At 50.1% G+C, this 23339-nt stretch carries 21 protein-coding genes; 3 read left to right on the top strand and 18 right to left on the bottom strand.

Translation table 11 applies throughout. The features are described 5' to 3' along the window. Positions 1 to 6 precede the first annotated feature (6 nt). From rplM to Q1A04_RS10030, 3 genes are all read right to left on the bottom strand, one after another. Positions 7 to 456, bottom strand: a complete 450-nt coding sequence (gene rplM, locus Q1A04_RS10040) for a 50S ribosomal protein L13 (protein WP_299704876.1) — start codon at positions 454 to 456, stop codon at positions 7 to 9. A 240-nt stretch (positions 457 to 696) separates the two neighbouring features. Then, positions 697 to 3318, bottom strand: a complete 2622-nt coding sequence (locus Q1A04_RS10035) for a M56 family metallopeptidase (RefSeq protein WP_299704874.1) — start codon at positions 3316 to 3318, stop codon at positions 697 to 699. 1 nt (position 3319) lies between these two features. After that, entirely contained in the window at positions 3320 to 3685 is a 366-nt protein-coding gene (locus Q1A04_RS10030; protein ID WP_299704871.1) for a BlaI/MecI/CopY family transcriptional regulator, read from the bottom strand. 201 nt (positions 3686 to 3886) lie between these two features. Between Q1A04_RS10030 and Q1A04_RS10025 the strand changes: the two genes are divergently transcribed. Then, positions 3887 to 4867: an NAD(P)H-quinone oxidoreductase gene (locus tag Q1A04_RS10025; protein WP_299704868.1), complete on the top strand. Its 981-nt coding sequence runs from the start codon at positions 3887 to 3889 to the stop codon at positions 4865 to 4867. 63 nt (positions 4868 to 4930) lie between these two features. On the opposite strand, the gene Q1A04_RS10020 is transcribed toward Q1A04_RS10025, so the two are convergent. From Q1A04_RS10020 to recA, 5 genes are all read right to left on the bottom strand, one after another. Next, entirely contained in the window at positions 4931 to 5644 is a 714-nt protein-coding gene (locus Q1A04_RS10020) for an RluA family pseudouridine synthase (protein WP_299704866.1), read from the bottom strand. 267 nt (positions 5645 to 5911) lie between these two features. Beyond that, entirely contained in the window at positions 5912 to 6952 is a 1041-nt protein-coding gene (locus Q1A04_RS10015) for an ATP-binding protein (protein WP_299704863.1), read from the bottom strand. Between the two features lie 3 nt (positions 6953 to 6955). Next, complete coding sequence (locus Q1A04_RS10010) at positions 6956 to 7651, bottom strand: response regulator transcription factor (RefSeq protein ID WP_299704860.1); 696 nt, start codon at positions 7649 to 7651, stop codon at positions 6956 to 6958. Between the two features lie 193 nt (positions 7652 to 7844). Next, positions 7845 to 8657 (bottom strand): DUF3108 domain-containing protein, encoded by an 813-nt coding sequence (locus Q1A04_RS10005; RefSeq protein ID WP_299704857.1) that lies wholly within the window; start codon positions 8655 to 8657, stop codon positions 7845 to 7847. A 172-nt stretch (positions 8658 to 8829) separates the two neighbouring features. Further along, entirely contained in the window at positions 8830 to 9873 is a 1044-nt protein-coding gene (gene recA / locus Q1A04_RS10000) for a recombinase RecA (RefSeq protein ID WP_299704854.1), read from the bottom strand. 198 nt (positions 9874 to 10071) lie between these two features. Between recA and Q1A04_RS09995 the strand changes: the two genes are divergently transcribed. Continuing rightward, complete coding sequence (locus Q1A04_RS09995; protein WP_299704851.1) at positions 10072 to 11184, top strand: hypothetical protein; 1113 nt, start codon at positions 10072 to 10074, stop codon at positions 11182 to 11184. 5 nt (positions 11185 to 11189) lie between these two features. On the opposite strand, the gene Q1A04_RS09990 is transcribed toward Q1A04_RS09995, so the two are convergent. Continuing rightward, entirely contained in the window at positions 11190 to 11819 is a 630-nt protein-coding gene (locus Q1A04_RS09990) for a GNAT family protein (protein WP_299704848.1), read from the bottom strand. A 178-nt stretch (positions 11820 to 11997) separates the two neighbouring features. Between Q1A04_RS09990 and Q1A04_RS09985 the strand changes: the two genes are divergently transcribed. Continuing rightward, positions 11998 to 12864: an SDR family oxidoreductase gene (locus tag Q1A04_RS09985; protein ID WP_299704845.1), complete on the top strand. Its 867-nt coding sequence runs from the start codon at positions 11998 to 12000 to the stop codon at positions 12862 to 12864. 82 nt (positions 12865 to 12946) lie between these two features. Here the strand turns inward: Q1A04_RS09985 and Q1A04_RS09980 are convergent, their stop codons facing one another. The 9 genes from Q1A04_RS09980 to Q1A04_RS09940 form a co-directional block, all read right to left on the bottom strand. Beyond that, positions 12947 to 13378 (bottom strand): hypothetical protein, encoded by a 432-nt coding sequence (locus tag Q1A04_RS09980; protein ID WP_299704842.1) that lies wholly within the window; start codon positions 13376 to 13378, stop codon positions 12947 to 12949. Between the two features lie 132 nt (positions 13379 to 13510). Beyond that, positions 13511 to 14476, bottom strand: a complete 966-nt coding sequence (locus Q1A04_RS09975; protein ID WP_299704840.1) for a MoxR family ATPase — start codon at positions 14474 to 14476, stop codon at positions 13511 to 13513. 7 nt (positions 14477 to 14483) lie between these two features. After that, complete coding sequence (locus tag Q1A04_RS09970; RefSeq protein WP_299704837.1) at positions 14484 to 15869, bottom strand: peptidylprolyl isomerase; 1386 nt, start codon at positions 15867 to 15869, stop codon at positions 14484 to 14486. A gap of 36 nt (positions 15870 to 15905) precedes the next feature. After that, positions 15906 to 18215 carry a peptidylprolyl isomerase gene (locus Q1A04_RS09965; RefSeq protein WP_299704835.1) on the bottom strand — a complete coding sequence of 770 codons (2310 nt, stop codon included), beginning with the start codon at positions 18213 to 18215 and terminating at the stop codon, positions 15906 to 15908. A gap of 164 nt (positions 18216 to 18379) precedes the next feature. Next, positions 18380 to 18790 (bottom strand): ATP-binding protein, encoded by a 411-nt coding sequence (locus Q1A04_RS09960; protein ID WP_299704832.1) that lies wholly within the window; start codon positions 18788 to 18790, stop codon positions 18380 to 18382. After that, entirely contained in the window at positions 18783 to 19121 is a 339-nt protein-coding gene (locus Q1A04_RS09955; RefSeq protein ID WP_299704829.1) for an STAS domain-containing protein, read from the bottom strand. The genes Q1A04_RS09960 and Q1A04_RS09955 overlap by 8 nt, the downstream gene beginning before the upstream one ends. Positions 19122 to 19140: 19 nt before the next feature. Then, complete coding sequence (locus Q1A04_RS09950) at positions 19141 to 21210, bottom strand: GAF domain-containing SpoIIE family protein phosphatase (RefSeq protein ID WP_299704827.1); 2070 nt, start codon at positions 21208 to 21210, stop codon at positions 19141 to 19143. 204 nt (positions 21211 to 21414) lie between these two features. After that, positions 21415 to 22884, bottom strand: a complete 1470-nt coding sequence (gene guaB, locus Q1A04_RS09945) for an IMP dehydrogenase (RefSeq protein ID WP_299704824.1) — start codon at positions 22882 to 22884, stop codon at positions 21415 to 21417. 86 nt (positions 22885 to 22970) lie between these two features. Further along, the gene (locus Q1A04_RS09940; protein WP_299704821.1) at positions 22971 to 23288 is read right to left on the bottom strand and encodes a rhodanese-like domain-containing protein; all 318 of its coding nucleotides are present in this window, start codon (positions 23286 to 23288) and stop codon (positions 22971 to 22973) included. Between the last annotated feature and the right edge of the window lie 51 nt (positions 23289 to 23339).

The raw sequence follows: 23339 nt of genomic DNA, 5'->3' as shown, positions 1-23339 counted from the left end.
TAATTATTAGATGTTGAGGGTTAATTCTTTAGGCTGCTGAGCTGCAAATGGATGCTCGGTTCCTGCAAAAACATGAAGATTTCTGAATAGCTCGCGACCTAGTGGGCCTTTAGGCAACATGCCACGAACCGCACGCTCTACGAGCAGCGTTGATGATTTAGCCTTAAGCTCACGTGGAGAAGTCTTCTTCTGACCACCTGGGTAACCCGTGTGTGTCAGGTAGTACTTCTGATCCCACTTGCGTCCTGTGAAACGAGTATCATCAGCATTGATGATAATCACGTTGTCACCGCAGTCAGCGTTTGGCGTGAATGAAGGCTTGTGCTTGCCTCTGAGGATCTTGGCAACTTCCGATGCCACACGACCCAAGCTTCCTTGCCCCGCGTCGATAATCACCCAGCCTTTGTTGGCTGTCTTCTTATTGACAGTAAGGGTCTTATAACTTAAATGATCCATTTTTGGTGGTTGTAAGCGATTTATTTAACAATTAATTTTTTCTCGATGGTTCTTGAAAAATGGTCACAAAGATAGAAACTCTTTATTTGATATGCAATACTTGGTGTAGAAATATGCTGTGACACAGGGGAATAGTGTAAAAAGCAAAAGGCTAGGAAGGTTAGGTATAAACTCACCGACCTGAAGTGGCAGAGGGCTTCTTTAGGTCGGTGAGTTTAAACTCAGGTATAAGCTGTTACCCTATTTCTGCTTTTTTACAGGTGGCGGCGGAGGTGGCAGGTTAGGTAGTTTTCCATATTTTTTCTCCGCCTTTGCAATAGATGCCTCATTATCCAAATCATACGCTTCTGTTTTCCCCTCATTCAAATACAGTATTATCATCCTGAGCTTTTTGCTGTCATTTTCACCAATCATCCAGCCTATTTCTTTTACCTCTGAATTCCGTTTTAGGAACGCTTTATGGTCTTCATGAAGATTATCGGCATCTGGAATATAAATTTTTACAGGGATGTCGGCTGGTGCAGAAGGAGGCGGTGGCGTGCCGGGTGCATTTGGAACAGGCGGTGCTGGCGGGGTAGGAAGTTTTTTATTAAACTCCTGTACCTGACGGGATTCTTTGTTCTTTTCAGTTACAAACGAAACAACACCCTTTGAGGCTCTATTGCCGAATAGATCTACTGCGGTTTTACCTTTGACTACATTCATACTGTGGATAGTCTTTGGGTCAAGCTTTTGTAAGGCTTCTCGGCTCGCTTCTACTCCGTCAATATAATACAGCGCTCCTTTTGGCATGCCTGACAGTAGTTCATTTTTATCCGGAGCTGGCGGCGCATCTGGGGCAGCCGGTGCAGGCGGTGGGGGAGGAGGCAATTCATCTTTTATCATCACAGGCGGTGGCGGCGGCAGTAAACCAGGGAATTCGCCGTATTTACTTTTCGCTTTCGCCATGCTCTTCTGGTCATTCAGGTTATATATTTCGGTGGTGCCCGATTTTAGAAAAAGCACTACTGCTTGTGGGCCTTTCTCCGGATGGATTTTCCAGCCAACTTTATCAATCGTCGGGTTCCTTTTCAGGAAGTTGGTATACTCCACAGGCAGGTTTTTGCGGTCTTGGTAGTAGCCAATATCCGTTGGTGAGAAGATGCGTTCCCCGTTCTGTTGCTGTACAGCATTATTCTTCTGAGATTCAAACTCTGCTCTGGATACAACTTGTGCAGCACCTGGGCTTGATGGAAACTGACCATACTTTTTCTCAGCCGCAGCACGACTTTTCTTGTCAGTCATTTTGTAGATTTCCTCCGTTGATTCAAGCCTTACCCTGATCTCATTTCTGGATATCCATTCAATCTTTCTTACCTGCGGGTTGCGGGCATAGAAAGCCTTGTGCTCTTCAGCTACTTTTTTCGCCCTTTCATCCTGATCTGGGTTATAAGGCGCAGGAGGAACTGGCAGCTCTGAGTTGTCGACCATTGGCGGCCTAGCTGGCTTTGCAGGCAGTTTGCCGTACTTTTTCTCGGCTGCGTCTATCTCGCTTTTGTAAACCATTCGGTAGCTTTCAAGGCCACCAGACTTAAGCTCAACTACCATACGGTCAACTTTGCTTTCTTGGCTTGCTTCTTCATCAGGTACCCAATACACACGCTTTACATTCGGGTTGCGTATCAAAAATTCTTCATAATCTTCTGATGTGTAGATGGGTTCTTGGCCTGTTTTATCTCTTCTGGTTACTGGTGGCGTACTTGGCAATTCACCATATTTGCGCTCTAAGGCAGCAATGCTTTTGCTACTGTCAAGGTAATATATTTCCGTGCCGCCGTCTTTTAAACTGATAACTACAGCATTTCTGTTGTCAACAACTTTACCACGCACGCTTTTTATGGCTGGATGATTTGTTAAGATGTTTTTTAAGATGTCTACAAGTTCGTCAGGCAGCTTAGATCCTTCATTTTGTTGCAACGTCTCAGTTTCTGCTATGTTTGCTATAGACTCTGTTAGAGGAGTGGCGTTCCGGAAGGCAACCAGCAGCACCGTTACGAGCGGTAACACAACCAGCAGTCTGAGCCGGTTTGCCTTGCTTGTGGGCATTTTATTCATCATGACAATTCTTCGTTTAAGGGATGGGAAGTTAAACTGATTGGCAATCTGAGGTTGTGTGGCGCCTACAACTTTCAGTAAGAGGTATTGGTATGCTACTCTATCGACGCCAGCATCTACAACATGCTGGTCAGCTATAAACTCTAAGTTTTCTTTCATGGCCTTTTTCATGAGCCACACACCCGGGTTGAACCAGTAAAAAACGGTGCTCAACTCCGCTAGCAGTACATCCAGCGTATGCCAGCCGTTTACGTGAATCTGCTCATGCCGCAGGATCGATTCCAGTTCAGGCGATTGGTGCTGTGTCGGATTCAGGTAAATAGTTTTCCAGAACGAGAAGGCTTCGCTTATGCCTTGCACCTTGCGGTAGCCTACCCCTTGATAGGAGGCGGGCACCGAGGCGCGGTGTATTTGGTAGAGCGAGGCAAACTGCATGATCAGCCGTAGCAGCATCAGGCCGCAGCCGAGCCAGAATAGCCCGACAGGTATGAGCCAGTAGTCGAATGCTTCGGCTTGCTCAGGTATAGCGGTGGGTGTCCAAGCAGGCAGCACTACCGCATAGCTTTGCATGGCGGCAAGCTCTTCGTGTCGGCTAAATAGTTCGGTGAGGTCAACCAGCGGATACACAGCAGAGAACACAATGCCGAACACCAGAAAAATTCGGTTGAGGTGATAAAACGTGAGTTTGCGCAGCACCAAGTGGTAAGCCAAGTAAAACAGCACGAGGGCTACGTTTGCTTTCAGCAGGTATAGGAGCAGGGTTGGCATATCATTTCGACTTTTTGTTCTCGATCATGTCAATAATCTCTTTCAGCTCTTCGGCGCTAATTTGCTTCTCCTTCGCAAAGAAAGCCACCAGTTCTTTGTAGGAGTTTTTAAAATAGTCGCCCACAAAGCCTTTCATGAAGCGCTTTTTGTAGTCTTCTTCTTTGATGAGTGGCGTATAGCGGTAGGTGTTGCCGAACTTCTCACTCTGCAAAAAGCCTTTCTTCTCCAGATTTTTCACCGTAGAGGCCAATGTGGTATAAGGCGGTTTCGGCTCGTCCAGTTGTTCCAAAAAGTCTTTGATGAAACCGCCGTCCAGCGACCAAATCGCCTGCATGGCATCTTCTTCTTGTTGTGTCAGCTTTTCCATAATTCTACGATATTTTCGTATAGTTACGAAAGTTTCGTAATAAGGTCAAGTGTTTATGTAATAATTCTTTAATTATTTTTTTCTGATGAGGATCAAAATTACGAATGCTGCCAGTGGAAGCGGTTATGGGAATAAAGCGGAAACATCTATTTTTAGCTGGCGTCTTAAGGTATAGCCTGACTTAACTCTAAATCAACAGATATGAAAGCCATTCTTGTAAAGCAACCCGGCGGACCAGAACAACTGGTGCTGGGAGAGTCCGAACAGCCACTGCCCAAGCCATATGAACTGCTGGTGCGCGTGCATGCCACTGCGCTTAACCGTGCCGACACCTTGCAGCGACAGGGCAAGTACCCTCCTCCGAAGGGAGAAAGCCCGCTGCTGGGGCTTGAGATAGCCGGAGAGGTGGTGGAGGCAGGTATAGGCTGCACCCGTTTCAAAAAGGGAGACAAGGTGATGGGCCTGCTACCGGGCGGCGGCTATGCCGAGTACGCCGTGATTCACGAAGAGATGGCCATGGCTATACCTGAAAACCTGAGCATGGAAGAGGCGGCGGCCATACCGGAGGTTTTCCTGACGGCTTGGCAAGCGATCTCTTGGCTAGGCAAGCTGCAGGCTGGCGAGCGGGTGTTGATTCATGCCGGAGCAAGTGGCGTGGGCACGGCAGGTATACAGTTGGCCCGTGCCCTGAAGGCGGAAGTACTGGTGACGGCTTCGGAGCACAAAGTCAAAGCCTGTCTAGAACTGGGTGCGCACAAAGCCATTAATTATAAAGAAGTGCCTTTTGAAGACGAGGTGCTGGCGCATACCAATTCGGAAGGGGTGGATGTGATCGTGGATTTTATTGCCGGCCCCTACTTTAAGCAGAACATCGAGTGCTTGCGCCTAGATGGGAGAATGGTGTTGTTGGCTAGTTTAGGCGGCGGCAAAGTAGAAGACTTTGACCTGCGTCAGATTCTGATCAAGCGCCTGCAAGTGATCGGCTCTACGCTGCGCTCCCGTACCCGCGATTACCAGATCCGACTCACACAAGACATGGCAGCTTTTGCCATGCCTTTATTTGAGAATGGCACGATCAAACCAGTTGTTGATTCTGTATTCGACTGGTCGGACGCAGCGGAGGCGCACCGGTATATGGAGGCCAACAAGAATATCGGGAAGATTGTGCTGCGGGTAAGCTAGAAAGTTTATACCTTATAAAAGCAAAAAGGGCCTGATGTCGCATCAGGCCCCTTTGTTTTTACGCTAGTTGTATTGCCGGAGTTGCTTGATCAGCACGGCCATGTCTTTCGGGTAGGGCGCTTCAATTTTGATCGGTTCTCCATCCATCAGCTTAAAACCGATGGTATGCGAGTGCAAGGCAAATCGCTTGATGAGCGGCTGCTCTTCTGTCTGCTGTTTCAGGTTAAACTTGCGCTTTAGGCTGCTCAGGTATACATTTTCGCCGCCGTATAGCGAGTCACCTACAATCGGTGCTCCCAAAAAGGCCAAATGTATGCGAATCTGGTGCAGGCGACCAGTTACCGGCATACACTCCAGCAAGGTATGGCGGCTGTAGCTTTCGAGCGTCGTGAAGTAAGTTTCAGCTGGTTTGCCCTGTGGGGTAAGTTTGGCCACACCTTTGGCGCCTGCCAAGATAGAGCGGTTCACCAGTTGGTCCTCGAACTTGTGCACGCCCCAAGCTACGGCATGGTATACCTTGTATACCTCGCGGTGCTCAAACTGCATCGACAAGTGGCGGTAAGCCTCCGGATTTTTGGCAAACACGAGGCAGCCCGACGTGTCTTTGTCGAGGCGGTGGCAGGCCTGCAGGTCCGGGTTATGCTGCTTGGCAAGTTTGAGCAGGTTGGTTGTGTTCGGTGTGCGGTCTTCGAGCGTGGATAGAAAAGGCGGCTTGTTCACCACCAAGAAGTCCTCATTCTCAAATATGATCAGGTCTTTAAAAACCGGGTATTTCATGCTGTACTGTATCGTTAATGGGCGCGGCTATACCTTAGAGCCGCGCAGCCTGCAAAGATACGTAAATTTGGTGGTTAGGCTGATTGTTGATTGTTGGTTGTAGATTGTCAGTTGATGATTGCTAAATAGTCTAATTGCTAACACACCAAGTATGTGAGGATATGTGAGAGGTGTGATTCTGAATTCCTCCTTTAAGTTTGTGAGGATATCTGTACGTGCCCTTTAATTAATTTCTCTTGAAACATTCGACAATCAACAATTAGGCAATCAACCTACCTTCGCCTTCAGCAGCTTAAAGCGCAAAGTAGTGCCTTTGCCGAGCTCGCTTTTTACGGCGATGAAGGAGCGGTGCGCCTCAATGATGTGCTTGGAGATGGCCAGTCCGAGGCCGGAGCCGCCGCTATCGCGGGAGCGGCTTTTGTCGATGCGGTAGAAGCGCTCGAATATGCGGTTGATGTGCTCTTGGGCTATACCTGTACCGTCGTCTTTCACGGTGATGGTATAACGCTTGCGGCCCTCTGTAAATGACACCCAGATGTTGCCGCCCGTGCGGCCGTACTTAATGGCATTGTCCACGAGGTTGATAAAGACCTGCCGTATGCGGTTAGGGTCGGCGTGCAGCATGACTTTTTCGTTCGGCTTTGCTTCGAGGTGCAGGCTGATCTGGCGGCTGTCTGCTTTCTGCTCCAGTTGCTCAAAGACCTCGCGCACCAATTGCACCGCGTCGAAGTCCAGCTTCTCCATCTTCACGACCCCTTTCTCAAACTGCGAGATGCTGATGAGGTCCTGAACCAGCGTGTCGAGGCCGTCGAGGCTGTTGGCGGCCTTCTGCAGAAACTTGTCGCGCACAGTAGGGTCGTCCACGGCGCCGTCGAGTAGGGTATGGATGAAGCCTTGTGCGGCAAATATCGGTGTTTTAAGTTCGTGCGACACATCGGCCAAGAACTCGCGGCGCATCACTTGCAGGTGTTTCAGTTCATCAATTTCCTGCTGCTTGCGCTCAGCAATCTGATATATGTCGTCTTTTATCTTTCGGAGCGGATCTGCTGTAAAGAGGGAACGGCCCTCCGCTTTGCGAAATTCCTGTCTCTTTATCTTCTCGAAACTGGAGTACACGTTCTTAATTTCGCGGAACACGAGCGCCTCATATGAAAAGTAGATCAGCAGAAAGCAGCAAACGAATACGATGACAAGGGCTGCTATAAACCCTCTGGAAGAGAAGTAGCTGGCCAAAGCCAAAAAGGCAGTGAGCACAAGTGCCACTGCCAGTGATACCAAAAGGGCAAGCGTACGGGAATTTAAATTCATGCTTTAGTCGGTGTTAAACTTGTAACCGACACCTTTAATCGTTCTTATGTGGTCTTCGCCTATTTTTTCACGCACTTTTCGGATGTGCACATCCACCGTACGGGCAATTACATATACATCGCTACCCCATACGTTGTTGAGCAGCTCCTCGCGGGTAAATACCTTGTTCGGGGTGGCTGCCAAAAATGCCAATAGCTCAAACTCTTTCTTTGGCAGGGTGATCTTTTCCTCGCCTTTGTACACGGCAAAACTGGTGCGGTCGATGCGCAGGCCTCCGATCTCTATTACCTGTTCCTGCTCTTCCTGCTGTGCATCGCGACGGGCGTAGGCGGCAAGGCGGCTAAGTAGAGCACGCGGTTTTATCGGCTTTGTGATAAAATCATCGGCTCCGGCGTCAAAAGCGGCCACTTCGGAGAACTCCTCGGAGCGGGCTGTCAGAAAAATGATGTGCGTATGGCGGAAATCAGGTTCTTCGCGCAACTGGCGACAGGCGGCTATTCCATCCAGTACCGGCATCATCACATCCATCAGAATCACGTTGGGCTTAAAGGCATGGGCTACCTCAATGGCTTTTTTGCCGTTCTCCGCTTGGTTTACCTGATAGCCCTCGCGGGTCAGGTTGTATTGGAGTAACTCAACGATATCCGGATCGTCGTCCACTACCAGTATTTTATAGAGAGGATGGGTTGGTGTCTGCACGTTTCTTGGTTTTAAAGTGGTAACACTTCATGATGTAGTTCTCAGGTATGGGGTTACTCTTTATACTTAAGACCACAGTACAAATATATTGTTTTAAAGAGACGGAACGCTGACTTTACAAAATCATAATGTTATCATAACATACGGCTAACTTCACCCATAAAAAAAGCCAGCTACTGGAGCTGGCTTTTCCCTATTTCTGTGCTACAAGGGCGGGTTTATGTCTTAAGTTTTTGTGTTCGTAAAGATCTACTTTCACGGAACCCACAAACATCTCCGCCGCGATCATGACAGGTACCTTGTTTTTATCATCAGACAGGTATACCGTAATCGCATCCTCGCCTCTAAACAGTTTATTCTTCGGCATTTTGGGCACGAGCTTGATCGCTCTAAACGAACCGGCCTTCGTGCTCACCGTCTCGCGGCCTTGGTAAGTTACCACCATGTCAAAAGTCTCTTCATCAAAGAAACCCTTGATCGTGAACTTGTCTCCTACCTTAAAACGATCGTAGTCGAGTGTGCGCAGGTAATAAAAGCCACTCACAATATCCTGTGCGCCATGCGGGATCTTGTGTGTGCTCTGCTTTTTGTCTCGGTTCTTCTTTTTCATCTCCACCTGCGCCGTGTTAGTGAAGTGATTAAAGTCCACTGTTTCGCGCTTGCGGTAGCTGCCTTCTTCTATGTTGCGGAAGGAGCGGTGCGGAAGTATGGCGGCTGTGTCAATGTAAGACTGCCACGTATCCCTTACCTTAACAAAAATATCGAAGGAACTGTTGGTCTTGCCATAAACAGTAGCCTTGTAGGTAAGCCTGTCGTTTATGCGGTGCAGGTTTGGGGAAATGTCAATCACTGCCTCCGCCGCATTGATGGGACCATAATGCACTTTGTACTTCAGCAGTTCTCCTTTGCCAAAACTGTCGTTGGGTACGGTCCTCAGGCTTTCTTTTGCAACGAAGCCGGAAAGAACGAGCAGGATTAATAATATCGCTGGGAAAATCTTCTTCATAAGCATTTCAGACATTCAGGGGTTCTAGTTGCTACATAATCAACTATTATACCAACTGTGGGTCTTCACATTAAAGATAGTGGGTTGTATTCACACTACCAACAACTTAAAATGCAAAAAGGTGCTACACAGGGCAGCACCTTTTTAATTACTTCGTATTAGCGAACAATGTTCACTCGGCTCCGGCAATATCGTCTAAGGCAGCAGCCACCTTCTCAGGCTCGCCTTTAACGATAGCTCTGATCTTCGCCTCGATCTCCTCCTGCAGTTCCGGATTGTCAAGCAGAATCTGCTTCACGCCGTCGCGGCCCTGACCCAACTTGTCGCCGTTGTAAGAGAACCAAGAACCTGATTTCTGCACAACACCTAGCTCTACGCCAAGGTCAAGTATCTCGCCTACTTTAGAGATGCCTTCGCCATACATGATGTCGAATTCAACCACTTTGAATGGAGGCGCCACTTTGTTTTTCACCACCTTCACACGGGTACGGTTACCAGTGATGTTATCAGCAGATTCCTTGATCTGGCCAATACGACGGATATCCAGACGCACGGAAGCGTAGAATTTAAGAGCGTTACCACCAGTAGTTGTCTCTGGGTTACCGAACATCACACCGATCTTCTCACGAAGCTGGTTGATGAAGATACAGCAGCAGCCAGTTTTGTTAATTGTACCGGTCAGCTTACGCAGTGCCTGTGACATCAAACGTGCCTGAAGGCCCATTTTGCTGTCACCCATGTCGCCTTCGAGTTCGCCTTTCGGTACCAGAGCGGCCACAGAGTCAATTACGATAATATCGATCGCGCCTGAACGGATCAGGTGGTCAGCGATTTCCAGTGCCTGCTCACCGTTGTCAGGCTGTGATATCAATAGGTTTTCGGTGTCGATACCGAGTTTCTCAGCGTATACCTTGTCAAATGCGTGCTCTGCGTCAATAAAGGCGGCCAAGCCACCAGCGCGTTGCGCCTCAGCAATAGCATGCATGGTAAGCGTGGTTTTACCAGACGATTCAGGACCGTAGATCTCAATGACACGGCCGCGTGGCAAACCGCCAATACCCAACGCAATGTCCAGCCCAAGTGAGCCGGTTGAGATAGCCGGAATGTCTTCCACCTTGTTGTCGCTCAGTTTCATTACGGTGCCTTTACCGTAAGTCTTGTCAAGCTTGTCTATCGTCAGCTGCAGGGCTTTTAGTTTTTCGTTGCTTACGCTCATGTGTGTTTAATTAAAATAGCTTTATATTGATGGTGAAATTACGACGTTCAAAATCAATTTGCAAAAAAAGTAACAGGTATTTTGCTAATTTTTTTAGTTGACTAATGCCGTCTTGTTACAACAGCTTTTGTCGGCTTTTTGTGCCATTTCTTTTCCTTTTTTATGAGATATTTTAGGCTTTTATTATGTGCCTTTACTATGCTTTACAGCGGTTTAGCATATGGGCAGCTTAACAACGATGCCTTAAAGCTAAAGATGCCTGTTATACCTGAAAATGCTAACCATATTAGAATTGGTGTGCATGCTTTCGGTTTCTCTAAAAACAATGAGTACTTCAACAAGATAGCCGACGGCTATACCTTATTTGGCTACCACGTGCTGCCTCGTGTGAGCTACTATCCGGCTGCCTCAGTGCGCATCGATGCAGGCGCACTTCTCTGGAAAGACTTCGGAAGTTCAGGGTATCAGGACATACAGCCGACTTTCACGGTGAAGCTGCAGCGCGAGAACTGGGCCTTTGTGTTTGGTACGCTAGAGGGCAACCTTAGCCATAATTATATAGAGCCTCTCTATGATTTTGAACGGATAATGACCAACCGGCTTGAGAACGGTCTTCAGTTCCTGCTCAACACACACCGCGTTAGCATGGATGCTTGGATAGATTGGAACAAAATGATCTACCGTGCCGATCCGGACCGCGAAGAAGTGGCCGGGGGCATCAGCTCGGCCATACACCTGCTCAACCGACCGGGCCGGGTAGAGGGGGACTCGCTGCGGCTTTCTATACCTATACAGTTCACGGCCCAGCACAAAGGCGGGCAAATTGACAATTCACCGCTGCCGCTACTTACTGTTGTGAATGCAGCTGTCGGATTTGAGCTGGAGCGCCAACTGCCGTACAGAATGCTGCACCGGATATACACCAAAAACTATGTGCTGGGCTTCGGGGACTACTCCAATGAGTTTACGCTTCCCTTTAAGCGTGGAAGCGCGCTATACCTGAACGCTGGTATTGATACCAAGTACCAAGATGTGATGATGAGCTATTGGAGAGGAGATGGGTATATAACAGAGTTGGGTGGGCAGCTTTTTCAGTCGGCATCCACCACCTACAAGAATCCGGACTATGTGCAGGAGGATCGGCAACTGCTTATTTTGCGCCTCATGAAAGACATTGAGCTAATCGAAGACCTTACGCTGACTTTGCGTTTGGAGCCAGTACTGGATTTGGACGACCCGAAACTGGAGTTTTCTAATGCGCTATACCTGACGTTCGACACCGATTTTTTTGTGGCTAAACCCCGGAAGTAGCGGAATTATACAAGGGCCTTGCTGTCGCTCTCTCTAAGCTGGGTTTCCTGTTCGTAATCATCGCGGATCATACCATAGTAGTTCAGGTCCAGCAGTTCATCCGAATCAGCTCCTCTGAAATCGCTCCGCAGCACGCCTTCTTTTCTAAATCCACAGCTCTCTGCCAGTTGGGAGCAGGCGAGATTATACTGTGTGCAGCGCATGTATACCTTGTTCAGCTGTAAGTCCTCAAAGGCGAAGCTCAGAATGGCTCGAAAGGCCTCTTGGGCCAAAATGTTCATGTCGGGCCAGCCGGTAAAGTAAAGTGCCGCCTCCGCTTTTGGTACGCTCCGGTCAATGTTTTTGAGCGTAATATCGCCTATGTAGGTACCACTCTCTTTTATCCACACTCCAAAATCAAATTGCTTCCGGTTGTCCCAGTCTGTGCGGAGCTGCGCCAACTGCGAACGGGCGTCATCTAGGGCGCGTACTCGGGCCAGTCTCCCCGCAAAGGCGGGGCAGAGGGCTAATGTATTCTCTTGTATCAGCCGCATGAACTCCTGCTCATCGCCATCTTCATAGGGGCGAAGCAAGAGGTGCTCAGTTTCCAACTTTTCTTCAAAGGAGCCGGATAAGGTGTTGTAAAGAAAGCTCATAGATGCACGTTGATTTTAAAGGGAGGCGCTCTGTTGATCTCCTTCCTTGCTTTGTAATACGCTAATCATGCGAAAACGTGTTTTAATTATTCTACATTAACTAAAAAACCAACCGTCATAAAAAAGCGGCCGTTACAACAATGTATGTTCAGTGAATTGTCATCTTAATTCGAAATCTATGAAAAACAGACTGGAAGGAAAAGTAGCCATTGTAACAGGAGGTGGTACAGGTATAGGCGAAGCCATTTGCAAGAAGTTCGCCCAAGAAGGTGCCAAAGTGGTCGTGGCCGGTTTTCCGGAAGACCCGGTGGAGGATGTCGCAAAGGAAATCCAAAAGGAGGGAGGCATGGCCATTGCCTTCACCGGCGATATTTCCACAGAGGCTAACGCGAAGAGCTGTGTGAAACTGGCAGTAAGCGAGTTTGGGCAGCTGGATATTCTCGTTAACAATGCCGGTGTATTCCCAGAGGTAAATCTGCTGCAAGACTATACCGAGGAGGCATTGGACTACATGATCAAGAACAATATTAAGTCGGCTTTTGCGATGAGCAAGGCAGCGCTGCCTGAACTGCACAAAACGAAAGGCAACATTGTGTCCGCCGGTTCAGAGGCGGGCGTGATAGGTATAGCGCAAAATGCGCCCTATGGCGGTACCAAAGGCTTTATACACGCTTTTATGAAAGGGTTGGCTGTGGAGCAGGCGCAGTTTGGTGTGCGGGTAAACATCGTAGGCCCCGGCCCCATCGACACGGCTTGGACGCACGCCAGCACCGGGCCTATGGACAGCAAAATGGTGAAGACAATGAAAGTGGCCACGCCCATGGGTCGCAGAGGCACCCCTGAAGAAGTGGCCAACGTGTATTGCTTCCTTGCTTCTGATGAAGCCTCTTATGTAACGGGAGCACTGTATATGGTGGACGGAGGAATTACAGTGGCCAAAGGTCCGGTAGGCGAGGAGGCGGATTCCAGCATGAAGAAAGAGCCGGATGGCAAGCTGGATACAAAGCATTCCAAAGAAGGGCATACCTCAATTCGGAACAGCTAAGCCTAAACCGCCACTAGGTATAAGAAAAAGCGCCCGCAGCTATAAAACTGCGGGCGCTCTGTATATCAGGTATAGCGTTGGACTATTGGTTCAGTAGGAAAGGGTACTGGAAGTGCTTCGGGCTGTTGAGCTGCTGCTGGCGCATCATCACGTCCAAGGTATGGGCCGTCTCGTTGAAGTACTCCAGTCTTCTGATCAGCATTTCTTTTTGCAGCACTACGCCACCAGCGGTTTTCATGTAGGCGCGCTTGTCTTCCATCACATGCTGCATGGTATCCATAACCGCGTTCTCGTTCTGCTGAAACCAGCGAACAAAGTCCTCCAGTCTGCCAACGCCTGCAGTCTCTGACTTGAACTCAAGGCCGTGCAGGTGAAGAATGTCGGCTAGCAGGTCTACTTCCAGTGGAATGGATACATTATAAGGCATGGAGCGAACCTCCAGCTTGCTGTTTAGGGCTCCTATAATGGTGGCCAGATTATCTTTAAAGCGAACGTATAGCGCTGCCGCTTCCATAGGTCTAGGGGTAATGTTGAAAAATCAGTACGGGCGCAAAATTACACCAATAAGGTTAGATTGCTAAATTGTTTGGTGGTTAAATTGCTAAAATTAGCTATGCACCCACTTCATCTCGCATCTAGTCTTAAATTACAGAAGATCTTGTATCAGCTGCTCTACGGTGATGCCTTCGGCCTCAGCCTTGAAGTTGCGCACAATGCGGTGGCGCAAGATAGGGAGGGCTACGGCCTGTACGTCCTCTATGTCAGGGGAGTACTTGCCATTGAGCAGGGCATTGCATTTGGCCCCGATGATCAGGTGCTGCGAAGCTCTTGGGCCGGCGCCCCACTCCAGATATTGGCTGGCCTGCTGTGATCCCATCTCGGTGTTCGGGCGGGTTTTATGCACCAGTTTCACGGCATACTCCACCACGTTGTCAACCACCGGCACGCGGCGTACCAGTTGTTGAAATGCCAAGATATCGTCTGCGTGCAGTATTTTGTCGAGTGTGGTGCGAAGGGCGCCGGTCGTATTCTTCACTATCTGCAGTTCCGACTCATAGCTCGGGTAGCCCAGTGTGATGTTGAACATGAAGCGGTCCAGCTGCGCTTCCGGCAACGGATAAGTGCCTTCCTGCTCGATCGGGTTCTGGGTGGCCAGCACGAAGAAAGGCTTTGGCAGTTCGTAACGTTTGCCGGCTACGGTCACGGCATATTCCTGCATCGCCTCGAGCAAGGCCGCCTGTGTCTTAGGCGGTGTGCGGTTTATCTCATCGGCCAAAATGATGTTGGCGAAGATCGGGCCGGTCACGAAGTTGAAATTACGGTCTTTGTCCAGTGTCTCGGCACCTACAATGTCGGTCGGCATGAGGTCAGGGGTAAACTGCACTCTGCTGAAGGACATGTCTAGCGAGGAGGCGATCGTCTGGATAAGGAGCGTTTTGGCGAGGCCCGGTACGCCCACCAACAGGCAGTGCCCCTGACAAAAAACGGCTGTGAGTACCAAGCGCACCACATCCTCTTGGCCTACGATGACCTTTGAGATTTCGGATGTCAGGTCCTGATAGGCACGGTACAGCGCGTCGGCTGCTTCTTTGTCAGAGGTATACTGCTTCATAGTCTGTTTATTGGGTTAGTTCTAGCACCTTACAACGGTCAAATTCAGGATCGATCTCGATGTATACGGTGTCGAAGTTTTTTCGGAACCACTCATCCACCGCTTTGTCTCTCTTTTGTGCGAGAGCGGCAGTTGCAATTTTCTGGTAATCATCGCGCATGTTGGCCATGTGCGGCGACGACTTGTAGTTAAGCTTAATGATGCGGGCAGCCTCTCTGCCGTCAGGCGTTGTAAAGGTCACCGGCTTCGATATGTTGCCTACTTTCATCGTGTCGATCACGAAGAATATGCCGGGCTCCACTTCGTCCATTGGGATGTAGGTACTGCCTGTCGCGCGGCTTTGAAGCATACCACCGTTGTCTTTGGTGCCCTTGTCATCCGAGAACTCTTTGGCCGCTTTCGCAAACGTAGTGCTGTCGTTTAGGATAAGCGTACGCACACTGTCGAGAACGGCAATAGCGTCCTGCACATCAACACGGGCTGTGGCTGGCTTGATCAGGATGTGTCGCGTGTTAAACTCCTGTCCTTTGCGCTCAATCAGCTGGATGAGGTGGAAACCAAACATCGACTCGATCACGTTGGACATCTGACCCGGCTCTAGGCGAAGCGCTGCCGCCTCATACTCCGGTACCAGTTCTTTTTTCTTGAAGAAGCCCAGTTCGCCACCTGATTCGGCAGAACCCGGGTCCTCAGAGTACTCACGCGCCAATGTGGCAAAATCCTCACCGGCTAAAATGCGTTCGCGCAGGGCTTCCAATTTCTGACGGGCGGCTTGTTTTTGAACACGGCTAACTTCCGCATACTTTACAATGTGGCTCAGCTGCACCTCGCTCGAGAAGTATGGCAAGCTGTCAGCCGGGATCTGGTTGAAATAGCGGCGCACCTCTTTCGGCGTCACTGTCACTTTCTCGGTGATCTCACGCTGCATCTTCTCTGATAGCATTTGGTTGCGCACGGTGCGGCGCAACTCATCGCGCAGCTGCTTGATGCTTTTGTTATAGTACTGCTCCAAGCGCTCGGTGCCACCTACTTGGGAGGCGAGGTAGTCAATTCTGCGGTTTAGCTCGCCGGTTACAGCGGCATCCTCTACTACTACGGAGTCAATCTCGGCACGGGCCAGCAACAGTTTCTCCTGTACCATCGACTTCAGAATGTCGCATTTAAGCGGCTCTGTCTGAGCGCTTGGCTGCTGTTTGGTCTGGGCTAGGTACTGCAGGTAGCTGAACTCAAGCTCAGAACGCAGGATGATGTGGTTGTCTACTTTCGCAATGATGCCGTCCAGTTTTTTCTGAGTTGGCACTTGTGCCGAAGCCGTGAAGACGGAAAGGAGGCAGAGCAGGGCTGTGGCTAATGAAAGGCGCAGCGTTTTCGTTTTATTGATTGTTTTGTGCATGTTGCTTGGGTGCCGGTGTCGTACTGGTGACCGGAATTATTTTCTGATGATTTTTTCTACCTCTGCGTCGTTGATGGAAACCGGGTGTTTCTCCTGTAGCTGCTTCACCCATTGCTCATCCAGATAGTTCTGGTAGTCGGCTGTGGCTTGACCTCTTACTTCAGAGAGTTGTTTCGCAGCCGGGGCTAACACGTCGTGCACGATGATGAGGTACTGGCGACCGTTAAGCTCAGTGTTGTGAGCGCCTTTCTCCCATTTCACAGCATCCACGGCTTTGTTCTCACCTTTCTGGAATTTCTTCTCCGATATCTGCACGCCCAGCGGGTTGCCGGCATTCAGGTTTTCAGCCAGTACGCTCAGGTCTGATGAGTAAAGCGCAAAAGAAACTCTTCTGTTGCGACGACGGCCGGTTTCGGTATTGTCAGCCGCAGCCTGTTTCGTTTTGCCAAGTGTCTTGGAACTCAATTGCTCAGCCGGTACACCACGCTCTGTCAGGTAGGCTACTACGGCTTTGGAGCGTTCCGCCGAAAGATCTCGCTTACCGGCGGCTTCGCGTGCGTCAGCGTGCCCATTCACCTCCAGCGATAGATTTGGGTTGTTACTGAGGCGGTCAGCCAGTTCGTTCAGCTTAGCCATACCAGCCTTGTCAGGGGTGGCGCTGTTGGTTTCGAAGGTAATGTCCGCAGGTTTGCCATTGCGCACCTCGTAGCGGCGCTGGTCGAGCTGTTGCTGTGCCTTGGTGAGTAGTTCTTTGTTGGCGGCACTGATTACGGTGGCATGCGCACGTTCTCCCCACTGGTACTTGGCGCTGTTCTGTTCAAAATATGCCTTCAGGCCTACGGAGTCTTCCACTGCTTTAGACCATACCTTCTCGTCCATCAACTGGAACAGCAGAATGCCGTCGTGGTACTCGCGTACCAGCATGCGGAAGTCAGGGTATTTGTTTTCGAGGTTAGCGCGCTCGTACTCCAGCAAGCTCTTGTTCACGAAGCTGTCGTAAAGCGAGTTCATGTGGTGTTCTGAGGTACCCGTGGCGCGCGGACGCTGCTCTGCCTTTACGAAGGTATAGAAGTCGCCCACGGTATAAGGCTTGCCCTGTATCGTGAACAGTGTTGTTTTAAGTGATTTGTCGGCGGCATCGTAGTCCCACTTACCCTGCATCAGGGCATCGGTCGACTTACCCAGTGCGGCGGTTTTGGCGGCTGCGTCTTCCGTGAAATTATTCTCTGCCTTGATGCGCTTCATGAACGCGGCCTTGTTCAGTTCAGAGCGGGAGTCCTTCGCGATTTTGTTGCGCAGACTCTGCTCCATGTCCTCAAAAGGAGGGAGGTTCTGCTTGCCGATCAGTTTGATGATGTGCCAGCCGTACGGTGTTAGCACAGGCTTGGCCACTTCGCCTTCTTTCTTCAAGGAGAAAGCGACTTCTTCAAACGAAGGGATCATGCGGCCGGTGCCGAACCAAGGCAGTTCGCCGCCATTAGGGGCGGAGTTGGCGTCTTCAGAGAACTCTGCTGCCAGACGGTCCCAGTTCTCGTTGCGCTGCACGCGCTTGTAGATGGCGTCTATACGCTGTTTGGCGGCCAGTGAGTCGGCCTTAGGCATGCCCGGCGTAGCGCGCACCATGATATGCGCTACTTTCACCTCGCCCTGTGCTTGGCGCTTGTCGTGTACCTTGATGAGGTGATAGCCGAAGCGCGAACGCACCGGCATGGATACCTGTCCAACCGGGGTTTTGTAGGCCGCATCCTCAAAGCGGTACACCATCTGCATGGCCGTAAAATAGCCTAGGTTGCCGCCGTTCTCCTTGGCTGAGGGGTCTTGAGAGAACTCACGCGCCAGTTTATCGAATGCCTCTCCGGCCTCGATGCGGTTGCGAACCTCAAGCGCTTGGTTATAGGCCGTCAAAGTGTCTTGCGGACTAGGGTCGTTCGGAAGGCCAAAAAGAATGTGCGAGGCGTTTACCTCCTGTTTTAGGCGCTCGTAGGCCTCCTGTACCAGTTTGTCGGTTACACTTTTTTCGGTCAGGTATGGCTGGGCGAGTTGCTCCTTGTATCCTTCCAGTTCACGCTTAAAGGCTGTGGTCGTGTCCAACCCACGGCTTTCGCCTTCCATCACTTTAAGTTTGAAACGGGTATACAGATCGAGGTACTCGCTTACGCTCTGTCGGGTGTAAGCATCTTCGTTGCCTCCGTTGTTCTTTTCATAAACATACTGAAACTCCGATGTATAGATAGGTTGGGAGCCAACGGTCGCGATGATGGGTTCCTGCTTGTCATTCTTCTTGGTTACGGTACAGCCGGCCACTAAAAGGGCCGCTGCCGCAACAAGTAGTTGATTGCTGCGCATAAATAGATTATAAACTAACGCTTGGTTTTGTCCTGACGAGGTCAGATCATGCAATTTTAGTTAATTTTTCTGACAGATTAGTCAAAAAGTATCACTATAATCCTATTGCATGCGATTTCGTTCCCGATAACGGACAGGGGGCGTTAAAAGTGTACAGCTCAGCCCTATTTAATTTTTTTGTAGAGGAGGCAGGTGTTCTGCCTCTCGTCTGACTCGAACTCCACACGATCCATGATGCGGTTGACGAGGGCTATGCCGACGCCCCCTTTCTTACCGATCCGGATGTGTTCTTCGATGTTGGGTTCCCTGTATTCTGAGCGGCGGAAGGCTACGCCGTTGTCGGTAATCTCGAATTTGAGCATGCCGCTCTTCTCCGTTATGCCCAGTGAAATAAATTTGGAAGGGTCTTCCTGATTGGCGTGTATGATGAGGTTCGCGCATATCTCATCCACAGCCAACACGATCTGATTCATCAGGATATCCGACAGTTTATAGCCTGCCAGATAAACCGTGACGAAATCACGTATTTGCTTTAGATTTTTTTTAGTACAGCTAACTGTAATCTTATTATTCATCAGCGATGGTCATGGCTTCCTCGTAATCCGAAACGATGGTCATGAGTAAGTCAAGACCCAAAATTTCGAATACGTTGCGCACTTTGTCCTGCATGTTATAGAAAATGAGTTTAATCTGTGCGTCTTCAAATCGCTGCAGGTGCGAAATAAATACCCCAAGGCCGGCAGAGGAGATGTAATTCAGATTCTCGCAGTCGACCAGAATTTTGCTGTAAGTCATGATTTCGGGGTCTGAGAGCGCTTCATCGAGCATAACTGATGAGCTAGCGTCCAGTTCACCATCAAGGGTGATGATGATTGTCGTGTCTTTGATTTGGTTTGTAATTTTCATCGGCATCCTTTACGTGTAATTATTCACTAGGTTGAGTAGGTTTAAACTTAATGACAAGCAGGGTCTGGTCGTCGTACAGGTTGTCTGTCGGACCCGTGAAATCCTCCAAGTCGTTTATAATAGCGCATTTGATATCCTCAGCCTCCAAGTGGTAGGTTTGAGTAAGCATGTAGCGCAGGCGATCTTCGCCATATTCGTCATTTTCCTTGTTTCGCGCCTCCACAATACCATCCGTGTAGATCACCATCACATCGGTCGGGTTGTAGTCGTAGTACATTTCCCGCACGTGGTTGTTGTAGCTTTTATCGCGGATAATGCCCAGTCCCAGTCCGTCCGTCTGGAAGTAGAAGGTGTCCTCCATCATGGAGTTGTAGTACAGGGTATGGCAATGGCCCGCTCTCGCAAACATAAAGCCCTTCATGCGATAATCAATGATATATAGCGCAGAAGTAATGAAAGAGGTTTTCTCAAGACAGCGGCTCAGCGCACTGTTGGCCTGTTTCATGAACTCGCTCGGCGGCATATCCTGCTGCATCAGCCCGTGAAAGATACCCTTCATCTGCGCCATATGGAAAGCCGCTGAAATACCTTTGCCCGACACGTCACCGATAATAATGGCGATACGTGACTCACTGAGTTGAAGGAAGTCGTAAAAATCACCCCCAACCTCCTTGGCCGCTTTAGCGTGTGTCGCTATTTCAAACCAACTATCACTCGGAAAGTTTTTCGGGATTAGACTGTCCTGCACCAGCGAGGCAATCTTTAGCTCCTCTTTGTAGCGTTCGTTCTGCAACGACTCATGCACCAGTCGCAAGTTCTCGATGGTGAGAATTGTTTGGTTGGTAAAAGTGCGCAGCACGTTCACCGTTTCCCTGTCAAAGCCCTGCTCAATATCCTTCAGCAGGTATAGCACGCCAAATAAGTGCTTCTTCGATTTGATGGGTAGTATGATGAGCGACTTCCAAGGCAGGGTAAGGTCCCTAAAACCGGGGTTGCGATCCAGATTATTGTTGATGTAGTCGATGTTCTGGATGTTGTAGGCCAGCAGCAAGTGGCGGATGCGCTTGATCTGCTCTTCTTCGATGGTCAGCTGGTGGCACAGCTCCACGTCTTTGTCACCCTTGAAGATCTCAAGCCAAGCGGCGCTGGCATCGGCGGCTTTTACGGTGCTCTCAAATAGCATGTCGTATACCTGCTTCTCGCTTTGCCCCTGCTGTATGGACTGGCTCAGACGCTGGAAATTGAGCAGGTCTTCGCTCTTTTGCTCAAACACACTGGAGGTTGGCAAACTGAACAGTGCCACCAAAAAGGCTGCCAAGGTATAGGTGCCCACAAAGAGCATAGCCAACTGCAGGAAGCCGACATCCGTGTAGTCGATCACCAGTTCAGGGCTATCGACAAAGTTGTAGAAGAAATCAGTGAAAATGTAGCAGGCCAGTAGGATAGCGGCCAAGAGAATCAACGAGCGCCCCTTTTTGTTGAACGTCAGGTAGGCTACCCACTTCAGGTTGGTGCTCAGGAATAAGGTGTAGAGACCAATCAGGACCAGAAGCGGCAGGAAAATCATACTGCTGTAGTCGAAGTTGAGCAGGGTGAGTAGCAGGGTGGCAAAAAGCAGAATTTCATACCAGTCCCAGGCAATCTGCAGAAACTTGTTTTTGTGGTAAAGCAGCAGCTGGCGCCAGATGTAAAAAGCCTTGGCCAGAAAGAGCACGAGCAAGCCGAAGTTCACTTGGTATACCATGTGCAGCAATAGGGGGGACTGGACGTTAGCATAATTGACTACTATCCGGTACACCATGTACAGGGCCACGCTCAGGTAGGCGGCCACACCTCCCTTCACGAAAATATTCCAGAGATAGCTGATGAAATCGATGCCTTTTAAGTTTTCGGCGCTGAGGCGCTGGTAGCCAAAAACAGACACGATGAAAATGACGATCAGGAAGTTGTTGACGTAAGGCAGGGCGAGCGAATTGGAGCTGTCCTGCCGCAAGCTTTCGGCCGCCAGCAGCACATTGGCCAGCAGAAGTGACCAGCTGATGATGGCTGCCGTGACAAATAAGGATTTCGCGTTGGTTCTATAAAGCATAAAACGGTAACCCGTGCTTAGTTTTATTGGCGACAGCATTTGGCTTGCCCGAGACTTTGTCGGCATGTAAGGTAAGAAAAATTTTCGCTCTTTGGCCAAGCTGTCAAGGTGAGTTTTGAAAGAACACCTTGCATAACGTAAAAAAGAAGAAGTAGGTTAACCAAAGGCCGACCTACTTCTTCTGTTGTTGTATAGCGGGAGTGCTTAGCGGCTATAGTTAGGCGCCTCGCGCATGATATGCACATCGTGCGGATGGCTTTCGCGCAAACCAGCCCCTGTTATTTTTACCATTTTGGCCTCCTGCAGGCTCGGAATATCCGGCGTGCCGCAGTACCCCATACCGGCGCGTATGCCGCCCACCAGCTGGTAGATCACTTCTGACACCAAGCCTTTGTAAGCCACGCGGCCCACAATGCCCTCCGGTACCAGTTTCTTGCTGTCTTTTTCGTTGCCTTGGAAGTAACGGTCTTTTGAGCCTTCCTCCATCGCCTCGATAGAGCCCATGCCACGGTAGGTCTTGAACTTGCGGCCTTCGTAAATGATCATCTCGCCCGGCGCCTCTTCGGTGCCGGCCAGCAGGGAGCCCACCATTACGGTGCTGGCGCCACCAGCCAATGCTTTCACGATGTCGCCTGAGAACTTGATGCCACCGTCGGCAATTACCGGAACGTCAGTTCCCTGCAGGCCTTTGGTGGCCTCCATCACAGCCGAAAGCTGCGGTACGCCTATACCTGCAATCACGCGGGTGGTACAGATACTGCCCGGACCAACGCCAACCTTCACGGCATCAGCGCCTGCGTCGGCAAGGGCTTTAGCTCCTTCGGCGGTAGCTACGTTACCGGCAATCACATCCAACTTAGGGAAGTTCTCTTTGATCTTGCGCACCACGTCGAGCACTCCTTTGGAGTGACCGTGCGCAGTGTCCACGCTGATCACGTCTACTCCGGCCTCTACCAGCGCCTTGATGCGGTCCATCACGTCGGGCGTTACGCCAACGGCGGCACCCACGCGCAGACGGCCGTATTCGTCTTTGCAGGCGTTCGGACGGTCTTTTTTCTTTAGAATGTCTTTGTACGTGATAAGTCCCACCAGATTGCCATCACCATCTACAACCGGCAGTTTCTCGATCTTGTACTGCTGCAGGATGTCCTCCGCTTTAGCCAAGTCGGTTCCTTTTTCTGCCGTGATCAGGTTTTCAGTGGTCATGACCGCCTTCACAGGCTGGGTTAGGTCTTTCTCGAAGCGGAGGTCACGGTTGGTCAGGATGCCGGTCAGCTTGCCGTGGCCGTTCGTGATAGGTATACCGCCGATCTTGTTTTCGTTCATGATGCGCACCGCGTCGCCCAGTGTCGCGTCTTCCTCCAGCGTGATCGGGTCGAGGATCATACCACTCTCAGAACGCTTCACTTTGCGAACCTGCTCGGCTTGCGCCCGGATAGACATGTTCTTATGGATAATGCCTATGCCTCCCTCTTGGGCCATAGCGATAGCGAGTTCAGCCTCGGTAACGGTGTCCATGGCGGCGGAAAGCAGCGGAATATTTATGCGAATATTGCGTGTAAGCTGTGAGGAAGTGTCAGTGTTGTGGGGGAGCACCTCGGAGTAGGCCGGGAGCAGAAGCACGTCATCGTAGGTGAGGGCTTCGAATACAATCTTGGATTGATCAGAGATCATGGCAAATAAATTAAGGGTCCTTATTTGCCGCGTAAAATTACATAAATTAATCCGGATAATATAGCAAGGGGAGGTAGAAATTATTTTTAGTACACCCGCATGGTCGGATCCACCTCCGTAGCCCACGCGTGTATGCCGCCTTTGAGGTTGAGGAGATTGTCGTAGCCGAGGCGCTGGGACAGGTAGTTGATGGCCTGTGCGCTGCGGAAGCCATGGTGACAAATCATAACCACAGGTACATCGCGGCGGACGCGGCTCGATTGTTTGGCTAGCTCACCCAAAGGTATCAGTTCGCCGCCGAGGTTGCAGATCTCAAACTCCTCAGGCTCACGCACGTCTACCACTTGCAGTTTGTCACTGCGTCCCAGTCTTTCCTTCAGTTCCAGCACTGTGATTTCTTCCATAATTTTACATGCCTTTTGTATGGCTATACCGCTTGCTTTGGCGGTTTGGTT

The organism is uncultured Pontibacter sp. (assembly GCF_947499215.1).
Lineage (GTDB): Bacteria > Bacteroidota > Bacteroidia > Cytophagales > Hymenobacteraceae > Pontibacter.
This window is presented reverse-complemented; position numbering and strand designations above follow the sequence as displayed.